Consider the following 16,145-nt stretch of genomic DNA (forward strand, 5'->3'; position numbering starts at 1 on the left):
TTATCACTGTCCCTCGTTCCTTACTTTGCGCCCGGTTTTTCCGGGCGCTTTTTTTCGGGGGAATGTCAGATTAGGATGACGTATGGATTACGCAGATAACACGCTTCACACGATTCTGAGCCGGACAAAAACCATTGCCTTGGTCGGCGCATCTGCCAACGCGTCGCGCCCCAGCCATCGCGTCGGCCAATTTTTGACGGCCAAGGGCTACCGTGTGATTGGTGTAAACCCCGGATTGGCGGGGCAGCAGCTTTTTGGGGAAACGGTTTGTGCGGATTTGGCTGCTGTGCCAGATGATGTGGACATGGTTGATATATTCCGTGCCAGCGACGCTGTTCCGGGCGTTGTCGATGCCGCGCTTGCGCGTTGGCCCGCGCTACAGACGATCTGGATGCAGCTTGATGTCACCCATGAACAGGCCGCGGCAAAGGCCGAAGCCCGTGGCGTGGACGTGATCCAAGACCGCTGCCCCAAGATCGAGATAGACCGCCTTGGCCTGTAGGGGCGGCCCCTGACGCGGGCGTCTTTTGAAAACAGGGTCTAGCCGCGTGCGGCCTTTTCAGCGATCCCAGAGGTGCCTTGTCTGCGCGCAAGCTCTGCCACAACGTCACCCAGCGGCACATCACATGCCGTCAGCATCACCAGCAGGTGATAGATCACGTCTGCCGCTTCTGACGTCAGCTTGTCTTTGTCGCCTTTGACGGCTTCGATGATCGCTTCGATCGCCTCTTCGCCGAATTTCTCGGCGCATTTTTCCGGGCCTTTGGACAGTAATTTTGCCGTCCAACTGGTGTCTGGATCGGCGCCTTTGCGTGACGCGATCAAGGTTGCAAGGTCATCAAGTGTCATAGCCGTACCGGAATGCCTGCGGCGGCCATGTGTGATTTGGCCTGCGCGATGGTGTATGTGCCGAAGTGGAAAATTGACGCCGCAAGAACGGCGGATGCGCCGCCGATGGTGACGCCTTCGACAAGGTGATCCAGCGTACCAACGCCGCCGGATGCAATGACGGGCACATCAACCGCATCCGAAATGGCACGTGTCAGCGGCAGGTTAAATCCCGCTTTGGTGCCGTCCCTGTCCATCGAGGTTAGTAAGATTTCTCCGGCGCCTTTTGCGACAACGGTGCGCGCAAATTCTACCGCGTCGATGCCCGTTGCCTTGCGTCCGCCGTGGGTAAATATCTCCCATTTTCCGGGGGCTACGGTTTTGGCATCAATCGCCACCACAATACACTGGCTGCCAAACCGCATCGCGGCTTCAGCGACCACATCAGGGTTCGCGACCGCGGCCGAGTTAAAGCTGACCTTATCCGCCCCCGCCAGCAGCAGGTCACGGACATCATGGTGGGTGCGCACACCGCCACCGATGGTCAGCGGCATAAAACACTGTTCTGCGGTGCGGGTCGCCAGATCAAACATCGTGCCGCGGTTTTCATGGGTCGCCTTGATGTCAAGAAACACCAATTCATCCGCCCCCGCCGCGTTATAGGCAATCGCCTGTTCGACCGGATCGCCCGCGTCGATCAGGTCAACAAAGTTGACGCCTTTGACGGTGCGCCCTTCGGCGACGTCCAGACAGGGGATGATCCGTATTTTCAGCATAGGGCGCCCGCGCGAGATAAGGTTTGCCTTGTCTTTACTGTGCAGGGGCCACGGATGCAATCGGTCCAGACGCCGCCGCAATCTGGCGCATTGCATTGCGCACGATCAGGATGTGAAACGGCATCACCGCCGCAAGGTAAATCCGTCCCAGCGTGTTGTTGCGGTGGACCCATGTTGCCATGTGGATATTTTCACCAAGGCGCATCAGCGAAATCCGAAAGTTAAGATGGTGGTCATCCGTGCCGATGACATATTCGGTGTCATCCGCGTACTGCACCGGAAAGATCGCATCGTCGCCGGTGTCAGCGGCTTCCGTTTTCAGCCCCAGCGGCTTGACGATTGCGTTGCGCAGCCCAAGCAGGGCATTCGCCCATCCCGGCATCGACAACCCGATGTGCGCGGCCTCTTGTGGCGACAGGGTACTGCGCACCGCATATCCGTCGATAAAATCGCCTTGTTGGAACAATCGCCAAATCTGCGAGGCGGCGGGCAGGGGTGTTTTGATGACTTTGGGCATGGTCGACAGCACCTTATGATTTACGCGCAGTCAACGCCTGACCGCGCGATCACAGAAGATGGTCAAATGTCGCAGGTCACCCGTTTTTGAGCACGGCAAGCGCCGCCGCCAAATCAATCGCCCCATCATAAAGCGCCCGGCCGGAAATCGCGCCGGAAATCACGCCGGTGTCTTTTAATGCGGTCAGGTCGGCCATTGACGATACCCCGCCAGAGGCGATCACCGGAATATTGACTGCACGGGCCAGCGCAGCGGTGGCGTCAATGTTTGGCCCCTTCATCGCGCCATCGCGCAAGATGTCTGTGTAAATGATCGCGGCGATACCGGCATCTTCGAACGATTTGGCAAGGTCGGTCACCATCACGTCGGTTTCTTCGGCCCAACCGCGTGTCGCGACCCGCCCGTTGCGCGCATCCAGTCCGACAGCGACCTGACCGGGAAAGGCGCGGGCGGCTTCGCGGACCAGATCCGGGTTTTCGACGGCGACCGTGCCCAAAATCACCCGCGCCAGCCCTTTGTCCAGCCAGCGTTCAATCGTCGCCATATCGCGGATGCCGCCGCCCAATTGGGCAGGGACCGGACAAGCCTTAAGGATGGCTTCGACGGGGGCGGCATTCACAGGTTCGCCTGCAAAAGCCCCGTTCAGATCAACCAAGTGCAGCCATTCACACCCCGCATCTACAAAAGCACGGGCTTGGGCGGCGGGGTCATCATTGAAGACCGTTGTCTGATCCATGTCCCCGTGCACCAGCCGCACGGCGTTTCCGTCTTTGAGGTCGATCGCGGGATAGAGGATCATAGGGGCGCCTTTCGTATGTGTTGGCGCGTTTATGCATGGCGGTCACCAAATTGCAACGCGCCACGCAACCTAACGTCATGCTTGATCGGAATCGCAGATCATTGGCATGATCCGACCAGACTCAGGGAGGAGTACAAAATGAAGACTTGGATTATTGCAGGGATAATGGCGTGTGGATTTGCAGGTGCGGCTGCGGCGCAAGATGCGGCGCTGGGTGTCTGGCAGACCGAAGTCGACGACGGTGCGTATGCCCACATCACAATGGCCCCGTGTGGCGCTGCTGTATGTGGTACAATCACTCGGTCATTTAACGAAACCGGCGAATACCAGTCCCCGAATGTGGGTCGTCAGATTGTGATTGATATGGTGCCTTTAGGCGATGGTTCCTACGAAGGTCAGGTGTGGCGTCCGTCCAATGACAAAATCTATATCGGTAAGATGGATGTTGCAGGCAATGCGCTGCGCTTGCGCGGTTGCGTTGCGGGCGGGCTGTTCTGTGCCAGCCAGAACTGGGCGCGGATCAACTAAGGATTTCGCCCCGAACCGATGTATGTCAAAAGCCCTCGCAACGGCGGGGGCTTTTGTTTTTGTCGCGGCCCGCGGATCGTGTCAACCATTTGGCATCGCGGCCATGAACGGTATCAGGCCGACCGTAACCCGGTTTCCACCAGAAGGCCGCGCCGTTTTGCTTCAAAGTAATAGCCACGGGCGTACCATCCGACAGCAGCCTCTTCGTTGCCGTCCGACACAAGCCATGCACCGCGCAAATATTTGCCTGCGTACATGATGTTGGTTTCGGCATCCAAAAGACCCTCTGGCGTACCCTGATACCCCATTGAGCGCGCCGTGGCTGGCAAGATCTGCATAAGGCCATAATATGGACCGTTGCGCGCCTCGGGGCGGTAGGTGCTTTCGCGTTGGATCACGCGGTGCAGCAGGCTCGCTGGGATGCCGTGCACCACCGCATATTTATTGATCAACGCCCGCATTTCCGGCGTTTCGTTGGGGTAAAGCGGAACAACATGTCTGCTGACCGGGGGGCTATCTGGCTGCCGCCTGCCACAGGCTGCCAGCCCGCCGAATACCAAAACCTGAAGAGCCATGCGCCGTGAATACATCAAGTGCCTCGTTTGCAATTTCCGGCAAAGTCTAAGGTGCAAATACCGCCAAGGAAAGCCCGTTAACCGAACACGGACCATCCGGTGCGCTGCGCCAGCATTTCGATCGCCTCGGTCCCCAGCTTGGAATTGCCCTGTGCGTTCAGCCCGGGCGACCAAACGGCCACAGCCGCCTTGCCCGGTGCCACGATCATGATCCCGCCGCCAACGCCGCTTTTGCCGGGCAGGCCCACGCGATAGGCAAAATCTCCCGACGCATCGTAATGCCCGCACAGCATCATCATGGCATTGATCCTGCGCTGTCTTGCGCTGGATACCAGATGGGGCGTGCCGGGTGCGCCGGTCAAAAACAACCCGGCGCGGGCCAGCTGCACGCACGTCATTTCAACCGCGCATTGGTGGAAATAGGCGCCCAAAGTCAGTTCTGGCGGGTTTTGCAGATTGCCATGCGCCTGCATGAAATAGGCCAAAGACCGGTTCAGGTTGCCTGTCGTCTGTTCGGAATGCGCCACCGCATCATTGATGTGAATATCATCGTCGCGCGCCGCCGCCCGGATGAACTGTAAAAGCTCGCCCAGAAATTCGCGCGGTGCATGGCCCGACAACACTGCATCCGTCGTCACAATCGCACCTGCATTGATAAACGGATTGCGGGGGCGGCCTTTTTCGCGCTCAAGCTGGAGGATCGCATTGAACGCTTCGCCGGATGGTTCACGTCCCACCCGTGTCCACAATTGGTCACCGAACCGCCCCAGCGCCATCGCAAGCGTAAACACCTTGGAAATGCTTTGGATCGAAAACCGGGTCTGCGCGTCACCGCTTTGGAATACCTGGCCCGAAGGCAGCGCGACGCTGATCCCGAATTTGGTCGGGTCAACACCTGCCAGTTCGGGGATATAGCTGGCCACAACGCCGCGATCCCTGGATTGGCGCATCACATCGGCAATATCATCCAAGATGTCCTGCAGGTCCATCGGGCCTAAGGTTTCCACCGCAGAAAATTCCCGATCATGCGCAGGCCCGCGTCTTGGCTTTTCTCGGGGTGAAACTGCATCCCGATCATGTTGTCGCGGCCGATGATGGCAGTGACATCACCGCCATAATCCACATGCGCCAACCGTTCTTTCGGATTGGTCACCTGCATCGCATAAGAGTGGACAAAATACGCGTGTTCACCCGTGGCAATGCCGGCCAGCACCGGGTGCGGGTGGTCGATCACCAGATCATTCCACCCCATGTGTGGCACCTTAAGCGCGGGGTCTTGTGGCGTGATTTTGCGAATATCACCCGCGATCCAGCCAAAGCCGGGGATCTCTTCGTATTCGTGGCCTATGGTGGCCATCATCTGCATGCCGACACAGATTCCCATAAACGGGCGCGCCTTGACGGTGACCGCGTCGATAATTGCTGCAGCCAAGTCCGACCGTGCAAATAGTTCGGCGCGGCAATGTGGAAACGCGCCGTCGCCCGGCAACACAATCCGGTCGGCGCGGGCCACAACCGCGGGATCAGCGGTGACAATCACGTCACCTGCGTTGATCTCTGCGGCCATCCGTTCAAACGCCTTTTGCGCGGAATGGAGGTTGCCGCTGTCATAGTCGATCAATGCGGTGATCATAGGCTGCCCTTGGTCGATGGAATCGCATCACCCTTGCGCGGATCGGTCTCGACCGCCTCGCGCAGGGCGCGCGCGAGGGCTTTGAATGCGGCCTCGGCGATGTGGTGCGTGTTGAACCCGTGCAATTTATCGATGTGCAGTGTGATGCCGCCGTGGGTAGACAGCGCCTGAAAGAATTCGCCCACCAGCTCGGTGTCGAACGTCCCGATCTTTCCGAACGGCAAGTCCAGATTGCAAATCAGATAGGGGCGCGCTGACAGGTCCAACGCACACCGCACCTGCGCATCATCCATGGCAAGATGACAACTGCCATACCGCCGGATTCCCCGTTTGTCGCCCAACGCCTGTGTCAGTGCCTGACCCAAAGCGATGCCCACATCCTCGACTGTGTGGTGGTCATCGATGTGCAAATCGCCAGACGCGCGCACGGTCATGTCAATCAACGCGTGGCGCGACAGCTGATCCAGCATGTGGTCGAAAAAGCCCACGCCGGTCTGGTTGTCATAGACGCCGGATCCATCAAGGTTCACGGTAACCGAAATGTCGGTTTCGGCGGTTTTGCGAGTGATTGTGGCTGTCCGCATTGGGCACGTCCTTCGTTGTTTGCCTGTTTCTATAGGCGCTTCCGGGGCAGGGGCCAAGCCTGCGTGGAAAATGTGGCGCCTTTTCAGCAAAATTTAAGAGTTGGATTCGTAAGGTTATGACAATTGGTCATATATCTGGAGAATCCGATGAAAGCCCTGATCCTACGCAGTGACGCTGATGCCGCTGTTTCAACCGCCCGTGTTCTGATTGAAAAAGGGTTCCAAATCCTGTGCGTCGAATCGCACAAGGTGGCCTATGCCTTGGTCCGTCTGGATACGATTGACCTGCTCGTGATGGACGAACGGATCAACGGGCAACTGACGCATTCGTTGATGCTGTCTGCGGAACGGCGCAACCCTTATATCAGCGGCATCTTGTTTACTGACCGGATCGGCAAAGAAACAGACGACCTTTATGAATTGTTCCCCTGTCTGTATGCGCTGGTGGGCCGCAAGATGGATTCCAAGCTGCTTGGCAAGCTGGCCGTGGCCGCCGTCAGCAACAAAGAAGCGATTGCCGCGCGTGTCGCCGAGAACGCCATGATGGACGCCGCCGAAGAGGAAGACATCGACTTTACATGGGACGGGGCGGATATGACCGAAACCTTTGTTGCGGCAGACCCGGTTGATCAACAGGTCGCCGATGTGCCCGCATACGCGGATGTGGCACAAGATATGCCGCAGTTGGCGGATCACGGCGTTGCATTTGACGACCACGATGACGATCTTGATGACTATTTTGATGAGCTGGACGACGATGCCGTCGAAGCCCCGCCCGCTGCGGTTGCTTTTCGGTCATTCGAACGGTTTGATCGCCGCCCGTCCAACCATATCGCGCAGGTCAGCATCATCGGTGAAGGTCGCCCTGTCGCCGCGAAGATGCAATAGTACACCAGCCCTAGAAACGACGAAAGGCCGCCAGTTTGGCGGCCTTTTTCGTGACAAATGGAGCGGGCGAAGAGATTCGAACTCTCGACCCTAACCTTGGCAAGGTTATGCTCTACCCCTGAGCTACGCCCGCACTCCGTTTGTGAGGGTGATCTACAAAGACTCTGCATGGCGTGCAAGGGGACAAATGACAAAAAATTGGAATGCATGAGGGTAAAAACAAACAAGGCCTCTCGTTTCCGAGAGACCTTGTTTTGTTGGAGCGGGCGAAGAGATTCGAACTCTCGACCCTAACCTTGGCAAGGTTATGCTCTACCCCTGAGCTACGCCCGCGCTCCGTTCGTGAGGGGTGATCTATAAAGCAATTGCACAGGGCGCAAGGGGGAAAATACCGTCTTGCGCCGATTTTTCGGAAAAATGCGCCACTGCAGGGTTCAGTCCGTTGGCATGGTAAACGACGCCTTAATGCGGTCCATCACCACTGTCGTCTTGAAACCCTTGATATCCATGTTGTTATAAAAGAAATCGCGGGTGAATGCCTCGTAATCAGCCATGTCTTTTGCGGTAACGATCAATACAAAATCGGTGTCTCCGGTGACGTAATAGGCGCTTTGCACTTCGGGGCGATTGCGGACTGCCTGTTTGAAACGGTCAATGATGTCAGATCTTTCGCGCTCTAACTCGACCGACACAAGCATGGTCAAAGGACGTCCCAAGGCCGCGGGCGATACCACGGCAATATCGCGTTCGATGACCTTGTCGGCCCGCAAGCGATGCAGCCGGCGCTGCACTGATGTGGGTGACAGGCCAACGCGGTCCGACAGCTCTGTGCTGGTCAGTTGGTTGTTAAGCTGCATGTAATGCAGGATTTTCTTATCAATATTGTCGAGCATGGCGTAAATATTAATCATTTCCCCAAAATCGCGCAAAAACTGCACTGTAAACGCGATCTTTGCAGATAATCGCCTTAGCATAAAGATTATATTGACCCGAAATCCATGGAGACGTGAATGCCAGACCTCCCCTTTGTGGCCACTGAATATGCGGGCCGCTTGCAAAAAACGCGTGCCGAGATGGTGTTGCGGGGCCTTGACGCGATTTTTGTCACCGATCCATCGAATATGGCGTGGCTGACAGGCTATGACGGATGGTCGTTCTATGTGCACCAAGGCGTGCTGCTGACGCATGAAGGAGAACCGGTTTGGTGGGGCCGCTCAATGGATGCGGTTGGCGCGCAGCGCACCACATATATGCATCATGACAATATTATTGGTTATGACGACACCTACGTTCAAAACCCGGATAAACACCCGATGGCAACGCTGGCCACGTTGATCCATGACCGCGGGCTCGCCACCGCCCGCGTCGGCATTGAGATGGACAACTATTATTTCACCGCCGCCGCCTTTCTTGCGCTGCAATCCGGCCTTTCGATGGCGCGCTTGCAAGACGCGACCGGGCTGGTGAATTGGCAGCGTGCCGTGAAATCGGAAACTGAAATCACATATATGCGCGCCGCTGCACGTATTGTTGAAAAAATGCATGCCGTTGTGCGCGAAGCCGCTGAACCGGGCATGCGTAAAAATGACCTGATTGCCGATATTTACCATGCATCTGTCACCGGGGCAGACGGATTTTGGGGGGACTATCCCGCGATTGTGCCGATGGCGCCGTCGGGGATGGATGCCACCGCACCGCACCTGACATGGGACGACAGCCTGCTGAAAACAGGCGAAAGCACGTTCTTTGAAATCGCTGGCGCGCATCGCCGGTACCAATGCCCGCAATCGCGCACGCTGTTCTTGGGCAAAGTCCCGCAAAAATATATCGACGCCGAAAAAGCGGTGCTAGAGGCCGTGGATGCCGGATTGGCACAAGCCCGCCCGGGTAACCTGTGCGAAGATGTGGCCAACGCGTTTAATCGCACCCTTAACAAGCTGGGTTTCCAAAAAGACAGCCGTTGCGGCTATGCGATCGGGCTGTCGTATCCTCCCGATTGGGGTGAACGCACCATGTCGTTCCGTGCCGGCGATAAGACCGTGATGCAACCGGGGATGACGTTTCACTTTATGCCCGCGCTTTGGCTGGATGATGGCGGGCTAGAGATCACTGAACCGATTGTCATCACTGAAACCGGGGCGGACTGCCTGTGCAACACCCCCCGCGCACTCGTGGTGAAGGGGTAAGTGATGCGTGACAATCCAATCACACCCACCGTCGATTTTGATCAGGACGGTGTGCAGCACGGCTTTCTGCGGCTTCCTTATAGCCGCAATGAAAGCGCGTGGGGCTCGATCCAGATCCCGATCACGGTGGTCAAAAATGGTGAAGGGCCGCGCGCCTTGCTGACCGGCGGCAATCACGGCGACGAATACGAGGGGCCACTTGCGCTGACCGGTATGGCGCAAACCCTGCGCGCGCAAGATATCAGCGGCACTGTCATCATCGTCCCGTTCATGAACCACCCGGCGTTTTTGGCTGGTACGCGGGTGTCGCCCGCTGACAACATCAACCTCAACCGCGCTTTTCCGGGGGCTCCTGACGGGACACCCACCGCAAAGATTGCGGATTACTTTCAACGCACATTACTGCCGATGGCCGATGTGGTGCTTGATTTCCATTCTGGTGGCAAGACATTGGATTTCCTGCCTTTTGCAGCTTCGCATATTCTGGATGATTCCGAACAGATGGCGCGCTGCCGTGCCGCAAGGGATGCGTTTAATGCGCCATTCAGTATTGAAATGCGCGAGATCGACGCGCTGGGCATGTATGACGACGCGGCCGAAGGGCAGGGCAAAACCTTTGTCACCACCGAACTGGGCGGCGGCGGCACCGCCACCCCTGAAACGGTGCGCATCGCCCGCAAAGGTCTGCACAATTTGCTGATCCATGCAGGGATCATGCAAGGGACGCTGGACATCGCGCCATCGCGGATGCTGACGCAGCCCGACGACGATTGTTTTCACTTTGCCGATACAGGCGGGCTGATCGAATTCAGCGTGACCCTGGGCGACACCGTGCGCAAAAACGATGATATCGCGCACATCTGGCCCGTCCACTACACGGGCCGCCCGCCGCGCACGATCAAGGCGCAGATGGATGGCATGCTAACCGCGCGTCACCACCCGGGGCTGGTCTTGGCGGGCGACTGTATCGCCGTGCTGGCCGTCGAAATCTTGGCCCCGCAGGCCGGATAAAACCGAAAAAAGGACTTGAAGATGTTAAAAAACGACCCGCTCGAGCAATGGGACCGCGAGAATTTCTTTCACCCCTCGACCCACTTGGCGATGCATGCGCGCGGCGAAAGCCCGACCCGCGTCATCACTGGCGCGTCTGGCGTGCATATCGAAGACCGCGACGGCAATCGGTTTCTGGATGCCTTTGCGGGGCTTTATTGTGTGAACATCGGCTATGGCCGCATCGAAATCGCTGATGCCATCGCAGCACAAGCGCGCGATCTGGCCTATTATCATTCCTACGTTGGTCACGGCACCGAGGCGTCAATTACCCTGTCCAAGATGATCATGGACCGCGCACCTGACCATATGTCCAAAGTCTATTTCGGCATGTCAGGGTCGGATGCCAATGAAACCAACATCAAATTAATCTGGTATTACAACAACATCCTTGGTCGCCCGCTGAAGAAAAAGATCATCTCGCGCTGGCGCGGTTATCACGGGTCGGGCCTGATGACGGGGTCTTTGACCGGGCTGGATCTGTTTCACAGAAAATTCGATCTGCCCTTGTCGCAGGTCATTCACACCGATGCGCCCTATTATTTCCGCCGCGCTGACCAATCCCAGACAGAAGAACAGTTTTCGGCCCATTGCGCTGCTGAACTCGACGCGCTGATCGCGCGCGAAGGCGCTGACACCATCGCCGCGTTTATCGGTGAACCTGTGCTGGGCACGGGCGGCATCGTGCCACCACCCGCAGGGTATTGGGCGGCGATTCAGGCGGTGTTGGATAAACACGACATCTTGCTGGTCGCCGACGAAGTGGTCACGGGCTTTGGCCGCTTGGGCACGATGTTCGGGTCAGACCATTACGGCATGAAACCCGACCTGATCACGATCGCCAAAGGCCTGACGTCGGCCTATGCACCGCTATCGGGATCGATCGTGTCGGACAAAGTGTGGAAAGTGCTGGAACAGGGCACCGATGAAAACGGCCCCATCGGCCACGGTTGGACCTATTCGGCGCACCCCATCTGTGCCGCCGCCGGGGTTGCCAATCTGAAACTGATTGACGAACTGGACTTGGTCACAAACGCCGGACGCATGGGCACCTATCTGAACGGCGCGATGCAAGACGCGCTGGGGGGTCATGCCCATCTGGGCGAGGTCCGCGGCGAAGGCCTGCTATGTGCTGTCGAACTCGTCAAAGACCAAGACACCAAGCAGGCCTATGACTATGCGGATAAAATCTGTCCGCAAATCGTGGCAGCCATGCTGGAACAAGGCGTCATCGCCCGCGCGATGCCCCAAGGCGACATCATCGGATTTGCACCACCGTTCTGCATCACCGAGGCCGAAGTCGATCAGGTGGTTGCCGCCACTAAAAAGGCGATTACGCAGGTGCTTGGGTAAACTGGATCAGATCCCAGCGGTTACCAAAGGGATCACAAAACACAGCCACGCGGCCATAGGGCTCATCGCGTGGCTGTTCCTCGAAATGCACAGCTTTGGCCCGCATCGCCGTATGGTCGCGGTCAAAGTCGTCGGTTTGCAAAAACAGCCAGACGCGTCCACCGCCCTGATGGCCGATCGCGGCGATTTGCGCGTCACCCACGGCCCGCGCCAATAAAAACGCGGTCTGCGCGCCCGCAGGACCAACACGAACCCAACGTTTGCCGCCGCCCATATCGGTGTCTTCCAACAGGTCAAACCCCAGCTGACCCACATAAAAAGCAATGCCCGCGTCGTAGTCGGGAACAAGCAGTGCGATCAGGGCAAGGTGCTGCGTCATTGGGTCGGCGTTGCCCAATCCACCGGGTAAGCAGGTTCCATAAACATGCCAACATAGGGCGCGGATTCCTCCGTAGGCAACTGACGCATGATCACTCGCGTCGTATAGTCACCATAGCGTTGACCTGTGTCCGATTGCAGGCTCCAGTCCACGATCATATCATGGGTAAATGACACCCGATCATAAAGCGCAAGCCCTTCCATATGCACCGGTGCGTTGGCCAACAGACCGACATAGTTTTCCGCGTCTAGCGCCAAAAACGGCCCGACCCAAATCACTTCGGCAGTGAGATCGTCGGCGTCGACAGGGAAATCGACCTTTAGGTAGCCACCATCCGGTCCGGACCCATCTTCAGCCAAAGTGTTTGCCAGAAACAACGGCAGACTTGCCTGTGCGTCTGCGATGGCCGCGTTCATGACGCTGTCATTCTCGGAAAAGGGAATAACAGGGGTGCCGCCATCTTGGGCAGCGGCGATGCCGGGCCAGACCAGCCCGGCAATCAATGCCAATTGCAAACGCATTATTCGAATTCTACCAACAGGTCCTTCGCGTCGATCTGGCTGCCGGGCGTCACATGCACCGCTTTGATCCGGGCATCGCGTTCCGCGTGAATGCCTGTTTCCATCTTCATCGCCTCGATGGTCAGCAACAGATCACCCGCTTTTACCTTTTTGCCGGCAATTGCCGCGACGGTCGCCACAACACCCGGCATCGGCGCACCGATGTGGTTGGGGTTGCCCGCTTCGGCCTTGGCGCGGCTGACGTTTTGGGCGGCGGCAAGCCGGTTCATCACGCGGATCGTGCGCGGTTGACCGTTCAGTTCAAAGAACACTTTGACCTCGCCGTCGTCGCTCATTTCGGACACGGCCTGCATGCGGATTTCCAGCGTCTTGCCGGGGTCAATTTCGGCGCTGATTTCTTCGCCCGGTTCCATTCCGTAAAAGAATGTGCGGGTCGGCAACGTGCGCACCGGGCCATAGGTTTCATGGCGCGCCGTGTAATCAAGGAACACCTTGGGATACATCAGATAGCCATTCAAATCCTCGTCGTCGATTTTGACGTCTTCGAATTTGGCCTGCAATTCCGCCTTTGTATCGGCCAGATCAACCGGCTTGAGCGATTTACCAGGGCGTTCAGTGATCGGCTTTTCGCCTTTCAGCACCTTGGCTTGAATACCGGCGGGCCATCCACCCGGCGGCTGCCCCAGACTGCCGCGCATCATGTCCACGACGCTGTCGGGGAAAATCACATCGGTTTCAGGGTCTTCGACTTGGGCGCGTGTCAGGTTCTGACTGACCATCATCAACGCCATGTCACCCACCACCTTGGACGATGGCGTGACCTTCACGATGTCGCCGAACATCTGGTTCACATCGGCATAGGTCTGCGCGACCTCGTGCCAACGTTCCTCGAGCCCCAAACTACGGGCCTGCGCCTTGAGGTTGGTGAACTGGCCGCCCGGCATTTCGTGCAGGTAAACCTCGGATGCGGGGGCCTGAAGCCCGGATTCAAACGCCGTGTAATGCGCGCGCACCTGTTCAAAATAATTGCTGATCTCGCGGATCGCGTTGATATCAAGGCCGGTGTCGCGTTCATCGCCGCGTAGCGCCTCGACAATCGATCCCAGTGTCGGCTGCGATGTATTGCCCGAAAACGCATCCATCGCCGCATCCACACAGTCGACGCCCGCAGCGGTCGCCGCCAGCACCGTCGCGATCGATGCACCGGATGTGTCGTGCGTGTGGAAATGGATTGGCAATCCAACCTCTTGTTTCAGCGCGGTAATCAGGGTTTTTGCTGCTGCGGGTTTCATCAGCCCGGCCATATCTTTCAGGCCCAGCACATGCGCGCCTGCGGCCTCTAATTCCTTGGCCATCCCGACATAGTATTTCAGGTCGTATTTTGCGCGCGCAGGGTCCAGCACGTCGCCTGTGTAACAGATCGTGCCTTCGATAACCTTGCCGGACTTGCCGACGGCATCCATCGCCACGCGCATGTTTTCGACCCAGTTCAGGCTGTCAAACACGCGGAACACGTCGACCCCTGATGTGGCGGCTTGGGCCACAAAGCTTTCGACGACGTTGTCAGGATAGTTGGTATAGCCAACCCCGTTGGACGCGCGCAGCAGCATTTGCGTCATGATGTTCGGCATCACCGCGCGGATGTCGCGCAGGCGCTGCCATGGGCATTCCTGCAAGAACCGATAGGCCACGTCAAACGTCGCACCGCCCCAGCATTCCACACTGAACAACTGGTTCATTTTCGCGGCATAGGCGGGGGCCGCGTTGATCATATCAATCGACCGCATCCGGGTGGCCAACAATGACTGGTGACCGTCACGCATCGTGGTGTCGGTGATCAACAGTTGCTTTTGGTCGCGCATCCAGTCGGCAACGGCCTCGGGGCCAAAGTCGTCCAGAATATTGCGGGTGCCGGGGGCCACATTCGCGGATGGTTTCACTGGCGGTTTGGGTGCTTTGACTTCGGCAGCAGGGCGCGCGCGCCCCGCTGTTTCAGGATGCCCGTTCACGGTGATATCGGCGATGTAGGTCAAGATTTTCGTCGCGCGGTCGCGGCGTTTGCTGAAATTGAACAGATCGGGTGTCTCGTCAATGAATTTGGTGTGGTATTCATTGTTCAGGAACGTTGGGTGTTTTAGCAGGTTTTCGACAAATGCGATGTTGGTCGATACCCCGCGAATACGGAATTCACGCAGCGCGCGGTCCATCCGCGCAATCGCCATTTCGGGCGTGGGCGCGCGGGCAGTCACCTTGGTCAACAGACTGTCGTAATAACGGGTAATTACCGCCCCAGAATAGGCAGTTCCGCCATCCAGACGAATGCCCGGACCGGTGGCCGAACGGTACATCTGAATGCGGCCGTAATCGGGGATAAAGTTGTTTTGCGGATCTTCGGTGGTCACCCGGCATTGCAGCGCGTGCCCGTCCAGTTTTACATCATACTGCGATGCGCACCCTGTGGCCTCGACCAGCGACTTGCCCTCGGCAATCAGGATCTGGGCGCGCACAATGTCGATGCCTGTGACCTCTTCGGTGACTGTGTGTTCCACCTGAACGCGCGGGTTGACTTCGATAAAGTAGAATTCGCCGTTGTCCATATCCATCAAAAATTCGACGGTGCCAGCACATTCGTAATTCACATGCTGACAGATCTTTTTGCCCAAATTACAGATCTGTTCGCGCTGGGTGCCGGACAAATACGGGGCAGGGGCGCGCTCGACCACTTTTTGGTTTCGGCGCTGCACCGAACAATCGCGTTCCCACAGGTGATAAATCTGGCCATGGCTGTCGCCCAAGATCTGCACTTCGACGTGCCGGGCCTTGATGATCATCTTTTCCAGATAACCCTCGCCGTTGCCAAAGGCAGCCTCTGCTTCGCGACGGCCTTCCAGAACTTTTTCTTCCAGTTCTTCTTCGTTCATGATCGGGCGCATCCCGCGACCACCGCCGCCCCAAGACGCCTTGAGCATCAAGGGATACCCCACTTCGGCCGCCTGCTTTTTGATCTTCTTCATGTCGTTGCCCAGCACGTCGGTGGCCGGGATCACCGGCACGCCCGCTTCTATCGCGACTTGGCGGGCGCTGGCTTTGTCGCCCAATTGGCGCATGGTTTTGGCTTTGGGGCCAATAAAGGTGATGCCGTTCGCGGTACAGGCGTCAACAAAATCGGGGTTTTCAGACAGCAGGCCATACCCGGGGTGGATCGCATCAGCGCCCGACATTTTGGCGACACGGATGATTTCTTCGATCGACAGATAGGCGGCAACCGGACCCAGACCCTCGCCGATGCGGTAGGCTTCGTCGGCCTTAAAGCGGTGCAGCCCCAGTTTGTCTTCCTCGGCATAGACGGCAACGGTTTTTTTGCCCATCTCGTTCGCGGCCCGCATAATACGGATGGCGATTTCGCCTCGGTTGGCGATCAGAATTTTCTTAAAGTCGGCCATGCTTGTCCCCTTCGCAGTTGCAGCATTGTTGTGCTATGCTGTGCGGATGTCTAGCCCCCATGCGACAATTTACGTTAGCGCTAAC

The 16,145-nt window shown here is 57.6% G+C and carries 18 protein-coding genes and 2 tRNA genes; 6 read left to right on the forward strand and 14 right to left on the reverse strand.

From position 1 onward, the window contains the following. The first annotated feature begins 82 nt into the window (after positions 1–82). Positions 83–502: a CoA-binding protein gene (locus ACXJGX_RS10840; protein ID WP_474781481.1), complete on the forward strand. Its 420-nt coding sequence runs from the start codon at positions 83–85 to the stop codon at positions 500–502. A 38-nt stretch (positions 503–540) separates the two neighbouring features. Here ACXJGX_RS10840 and ACXJGX_RS10845 read toward each other — a convergent pair whose 3' ends face one another. The 4 genes from ACXJGX_RS10845 to hisA all read right to left on the reverse strand — a co-directional run bounded on the left by ACXJGX_RS10845 (position 541) and on the right by hisA (position 2,920). Further along, positions 541–849 carry a phosphoribosyl-ATP diphosphatase gene (locus tag ACXJGX_RS10845; RefSeq protein ID WP_474781483.1) on the reverse strand — a complete coding sequence of 103 codons (309 nt, stop codon included), beginning with the start codon at positions 847–849 and terminating at the stop codon, positions 541–543. Continuing rightward, positions 846–1,604 carry an imidazole glycerol phosphate synthase subunit HisF gene (gene hisF / locus ACXJGX_RS10850; RefSeq protein ID WP_474781485.1) on the reverse strand — a complete coding sequence of 253 codons (759 nt, stop codon included), beginning with the start codon at positions 1,602–1,604 and terminating at the stop codon, positions 846–848. Before hisF ends, ACXJGX_RS10845 begins: the two co-directional genes overlap by 4 nt. A 34-nt stretch (positions 1,605–1,638) precedes the next feature. Continuing rightward, the gene (locus tag ACXJGX_RS10855) at positions 1,639–2,121 is read right to left on the reverse strand and encodes a DUF2867 domain-containing protein (protein WP_474781487.1); all 483 of its coding nucleotides are present in this window, start codon (positions 2,119–2,121) and stop codon (positions 1,639–1,641) included. Positions 2,122–2,197: 76 nt separating this feature from the next. Next, positions 2,198–2,920: a 1-(5-phosphoribosyl)-5-[(5-phosphoribosylamino)methylideneamino]imidazole-4-carboxamide isomerase gene (gene hisA, locus ACXJGX_RS10860; RefSeq protein WP_474781489.1), complete on the reverse strand. Its 723-nt coding sequence runs from the start codon at positions 2,918–2,920 to the stop codon at positions 2,198–2,200. Positions 2,921–3,058: 138 nt separating this feature from the next. Here hisA and ACXJGX_RS10865 point away from each other — a divergent pair, with 138 nt between their 5' ends. Beyond that, entirely contained in the window at positions 3,059–3,448 is a 390-nt protein-coding gene (locus ACXJGX_RS10865) for a DUF2147 domain-containing protein (protein WP_474781491.1), read from the forward strand. A 113-nt stretch (positions 3,449–3,561) separates the two neighbouring features. On the opposite strand, the gene ACXJGX_RS10870 is transcribed toward ACXJGX_RS10865, so the two are convergent. The 4 genes from ACXJGX_RS10870 to hisB all read right to left on the reverse strand — a co-directional run bounded on the left by ACXJGX_RS10870 (position 3,562) and on the right by hisB (position 6,240). Next, a complete protein-coding gene (locus tag ACXJGX_RS10870) occupies positions 3,562–4,023 on the reverse strand; it encodes a transglycosylase SLT domain-containing protein (RefSeq protein ID WP_474781493.1) in 462 nt (153 codons plus the stop codon). 77 nt (positions 4,024–4,100) lie between these two features. Further along, positions 4,101–5,012: a glutaminase gene (locus ACXJGX_RS10875; RefSeq protein ID WP_474781495.1), complete on the reverse strand. Its 912-nt coding sequence runs from the start codon at positions 5,010–5,012 to the stop codon at positions 4,101–4,103. A 5-nt stretch (positions 5,013–5,017) separates the two neighbouring features. After that, complete coding sequence (gene hisH, locus ACXJGX_RS10880) at positions 5,018–5,656, reverse strand: imidazole glycerol phosphate synthase subunit HisH (protein WP_474781497.1); 639 nt, start codon at positions 5,654–5,656, stop codon at positions 5,018–5,020. Next, complete coding sequence (gene hisB, locus ACXJGX_RS10885) at positions 5,653–6,240, reverse strand: imidazoleglycerol-phosphate dehydratase HisB (RefSeq protein WP_474781499.1); 588 nt, start codon at positions 6,238–6,240, stop codon at positions 5,653–5,655. The genes hisH and hisB overlap by 4 nt, the downstream gene beginning before the upstream one ends. Before the next feature lie 147 nt (positions 6,241–6,387). Between hisB and ACXJGX_RS10890 the strand changes: the two genes are divergently transcribed. After that, entirely contained in the window at positions 6,388–7,128 is a 741-nt protein-coding gene (locus ACXJGX_RS10890) for an imidazoleglycerol-phosphate dehydratase (protein WP_474781501.1), read from the forward strand. A 58-nt stretch (positions 7,129–7,186) separates the two neighbouring features. On the opposite strand, the gene ACXJGX_RS10895 is transcribed toward ACXJGX_RS10890, so the two are convergent. From ACXJGX_RS10895 to ACXJGX_RS10905, 3 genes are all read right to left on the reverse strand, one after another. Then, positions 7,187–7,261 (reverse strand) — tRNA-Gly (locus ACXJGX_RS10895). A gap of 125 nt (positions 7,262–7,386) precedes the next feature. Continuing rightward, positions 7,387–7,461, reverse strand: a tRNA-Gly gene (locus ACXJGX_RS10900). Positions 7,462–7,562: 101 nt separating this feature from the next. Then, positions 7,563–8,039 carry an Lrp/AsnC family transcriptional regulator gene (locus ACXJGX_RS10905; protein WP_474781503.1) on the reverse strand — a complete coding sequence of 159 codons (477 nt, stop codon included), beginning with the start codon at positions 8,037–8,039 and terminating at the stop codon, positions 7,563–7,565. A 99-nt stretch (positions 8,040–8,138) separates the two neighbouring features. Between ACXJGX_RS10905 and doeA the strand changes: the two genes are divergently transcribed. The 3 genes from doeA to ACXJGX_RS10920 are packed head-to-tail and all read left to right on the forward strand — an operon-like array spanning position 8,139 to position 11,717. Continuing rightward, a complete protein-coding gene (gene doeA, locus ACXJGX_RS10910; RefSeq protein ID WP_474781505.1) occupies positions 8,139–9,314 on the forward strand; it encodes an ectoine hydrolase DoeA in 1,176 nt (391 codons plus the stop codon). A 3-nt stretch (positions 9,315–9,317) separates the two neighbouring features. Next, positions 9,318–10,325, forward strand: coding sequence for a N(2)-acetyl-L-2,4-diaminobutanoate deacetylase DoeB (gene doeB / locus ACXJGX_RS10915; protein WP_474781507.1), 1,008 nt, complete (start codon positions 9,318–9,320; stop codon positions 10,323–10,325). 21 nt (positions 10,326–10,346) lie between these two features. After that, positions 10,347–11,717, forward strand: a complete 1,371-nt coding sequence (locus ACXJGX_RS10920; protein WP_474781509.1) for an aminotransferase — start codon at positions 10,347–10,349, stop codon at positions 11,715–11,717. Here ACXJGX_RS10920 and ACXJGX_RS10925 read toward each other — a convergent pair. The 3 genes from ACXJGX_RS10925 to ACXJGX_RS10935 are packed head-to-tail and all read right to left on the reverse strand — an operon-like array spanning position 11,698 to position 16,060. Beyond that, complete coding sequence (locus ACXJGX_RS10925) at positions 11,698–12,096, reverse strand: VOC family protein (RefSeq protein WP_474781511.1); 399 nt, start codon at positions 12,094–12,096, stop codon at positions 11,698–11,700. The genes ACXJGX_RS10920 and ACXJGX_RS10925 overlap by 20 nt on opposite strands. Further along, entirely contained in the window at positions 12,093–12,617 is a 525-nt protein-coding gene (locus ACXJGX_RS10930; protein ID WP_474781513.1) for a DUF2314 domain-containing protein, read from the reverse strand. Before ACXJGX_RS10930 ends, ACXJGX_RS10925 begins: the two co-directional genes overlap by 4 nt. Then, a complete protein-coding gene (locus ACXJGX_RS10935; protein ID WP_474781515.1) occupies positions 12,617–16,060 on the reverse strand; it encodes a pyruvate carboxylase in 3,444 nt (1,147 codons plus the stop codon). Before ACXJGX_RS10935 ends, ACXJGX_RS10930 begins: the two co-directional genes overlap by 1 nt. Positions 16,061–16,145: the final 85 nt, after the last annotated feature.

Source organism: Yoonia sp. SWMV100 (assembly GCF_056108365.1).